Genomic DNA, 2802 nt, shown 5'->3' on the forward strand with positions numbered 1-2802 from the left:
TTGAACTGCTGCACGGTCACCCCGTCCGCGCCAAAGGCCCTGATCACAGCCTGCGACAGTTTCTGCACCGTCTGCATCACCGCTGTCATCTGCGCAGGGCTGGCGTCCAGCAGGTTGCGGCACGGGGTTTTCGGGATCACCAGAAGATGCCCGTCCGCACGCGGCATGATATCCATGAAGGCCAAGGTATCGTCATCTTCATAAACACGGGCCGATGGAATCTCGCCGCGCAAGAGCTTGGCAAAGATATTGTCGGAATCATAAGCGGGCATGCGTCTGGCCTCCTGATTTTGAAATCGTTCCGGTTTTGCGCGCACCTTGCGGCCAGGTCAAGCGTCCCGGCGCGATGTGCCTTGCATGGCATTCAAGACCCCTGCGGCAATAAATCTTGATCCAGATCAAACTCCGCCATTGAAGGCCCCGGCACGCCATTCTAATACACGAAAGGAATCCAGGCCGCCCGGAGTCCGTCTCCGGGGGCCTTTCGTTATGCAGCAGGAGGCACATAATGGCAGACGCAGCCATTCATGGTCACGGCCACGAGGACGAGCGGGGCTTTTTTACCCGCTGGTTCATGAGCACGAACCATAAAGACATCGGCATTCTCTACCTCATCGTTTCGGCGTTCGCAGGTCTCATCTCTGTCATCTTCACCGTCTACATGCGGCTTGAGCTGATGGACCCCGGCGTTCAGTACATGTGCCTGGAGGGTGCGCGCATGTTCGCAGACGCCTCTGCGGAATGCACCCCGAACGGCCACCTCTGGAACGTGATGATCACCGCCCACGGCATCCTGATGATGTTCTTCGTGGTGATTCCGGCGCTGTTCGGCGGTTTCGGCAACTATTTCATGCCTCTGCAGATCGGCGCGCCGGACATGGCGTTCCCGCGGATGAACAACCTGTCGTTCTGGATGTATGTCGCAGGCACCGCGCTGGCGGTTCTTTCAGTTGTCTCGCCGGGCGGCAATGACCAGCTGGGTTCTGGTGTCGGCTGGGTTCTGTACCCGCCGCTGTCGGTGAACGAAGGCGGCTACTCGATGGACCTGGCGATCTTTGCCGTGCATGTCTCGGGCGCGTCTTCGATCCTGGGTGCAATCAACATGATCACCACCTTCCTGAACATGCGCGCGCCGGGCATGACCCTGTTCAAGGTGCCGCTGTTCTCCTGGTCGATCTTCGTCACCTCCTGGCTGATCCTGCTGTCTCTGCCGGTCCTGGCCGGCGCGATCACCATGCTGCTGATGGACCGCAACTTCGGCTTCACCTTCTTTGATGCGGCCGGCGGCGGCGATCCGATCCTGTACCAGCACATCCTGTGGTTCTTCGGCCACCCGGAAGTGTACATCGTGATCCTGCCCGGCTTCGGCATCATCTCCCACGTGATCGCAACCTTCGCGCGCAAGCCGGTGTTCGGCTATCTGCCGATGGTCTGGGCGATCATCGCCATTGGCGTGCTGGGCTTTGTCGTCTGGGCGCACCACATGTACACCGTCGGCATGTCGCTGAACCAGCAGGCCTACTTCATGCTGGCCACCATGGTGATCGCGGTGCCCACGGGCGTGAAGGTTTTCTCCTGGATCGCCACCATGTGGGGCGGCTCGATCGAGTTCAAGGCCCCGATGATGTTCGCCTTCGGCTTCCTGTTCCTGTTCACCGTCGGCGGTGTGACCGGCGTGGTGCTGTCGCAGGCCGCCGTGGATCGTGCCTATCATGACACCTACTATGTGGTTGCACACTTCCACTACGTGATGTCGCTGGGCGCTGTCTTTGCGATCTTCTCGGGCGTCTACTTCTACTTCGGCAAGATGACCGGCCGTCAGTACAATGAGCTGGGCGCCCAGATCCACTTCTGGATGTTCTTCATCGGTGCCAACCTGACATTCTTCCCGCAGCACTTCCTGGGCCGCCAGGGCATGCCGCGCCGCTACATCGATTATCCGGAAGGCTTTGCCTACTGGAACAAGATCTCGTCCTACGGCGCGTTCCTGTCCTTTGCGTCCTTCCTGCTGTTTTTTGGCGTGGTGATCTATTCGCTGCTGCGCGGCGCCCGTGTCACCCAGAACAACTACTGGAACGAATATGCCGACACGCTGGAGTGGACCCTGCCCTCTCCGCCGCCCGAGCATACCTTTGCAATCCTGCCCAAGCAGGAAGACTGGGACCGCTCGCATTCGCACTAAGCGGTTGAGATCCTGAAGTCAAAAGAAGGCCCCGGAGCAGATGCTCCGGGGCCTTTTTCTTATCTGCGCGCCGCCGTAAAAACCGAGTGGAAATCCGGACTTTCCGGTACATTATCCAATAAGACCCATCATTGCTCAGCAGGCGTTGAACACATGCCCTACAACTGGACCCGTCCGCAGCAAGACGCCGAACGCGAGCTGCACCTCTGGCCGCATCAATCACTGCCAGCGCAGGGCTATGTGCGCTTCCTTGGACTGACTGCAGTGCTGATCTGCGTGCCGCTGATCCCGGTTCTGGGTTCTTTTCTGCTGTGGGGGCTGCTGCCGTTCCTGCTACTGGCCCTGTTCGGCATGAAATGGGCATTGGACCGCAGCCGCCGCGACCATCAGATCCTGGAAGTGCTGACCATCGGCAAGGAAGACGCCCGTCTGGAGCGGATCAACTCTGATGGCAAGCGGCAAAGCTGGCACTGCAACCGCTACTGGACCCGCGTCGAAATGCACGACCGCGACGGACCGGTTCCGCATTATGTCACCCTGCAGGGCGGCGGCCGCGAAGTGGAAATCGGCGCCTTCCTGTCGGAACAGGAACGGGTCGCGCTTTACGCCGACCTGAAATC

3 protein-coding genes are annotated in these 2802 nt (G+C 59.7%); 2 read left to right on the forward strand and 1 reads right to left on the reverse strand.

What is annotated here, in order from left to right; translation table 11 throughout:
• The coding region (locus tag VOI29_RS23800) for an HIT domain-containing protein (protein ID WP_323784288.1) at positions 1-272 on the reverse strand (272 nt) is incomplete at its 3' end.
• Between the two features lie 236 nt (positions 273-508).
• Here VOI29_RS23800 and VOI29_RS23805 point away from each other — a divergent pair.
• Both VOI29_RS23805 and VOI29_RS23810 read left to right on the forward strand, forming a co-directional pair.
• On the forward strand, positions 509-2182 hold the full coding sequence (locus VOI29_RS23805) for a cytochrome c oxidase subunit 1 (RefSeq protein ID WP_323784290.1): 1674 nt from the start codon (positions 509-511) through the stop codon (positions 2180-2182).
• A 153-nt stretch (positions 2183-2335) separates the two neighbouring features.
• The coding region (locus VOI29_RS23810; RefSeq protein WP_323784292.1) for a DUF2244 domain-containing protein at positions 2336-2802 on the forward strand (467 nt) is incomplete at its 3' end.

The organism is Leisingera sp. (genome assembly GCF_034669605.1).
Lineage (GTDB): Bacteria > Pseudomonadota > Alphaproteobacteria > Rhodobacterales > Rhodobacteraceae > Leisingera.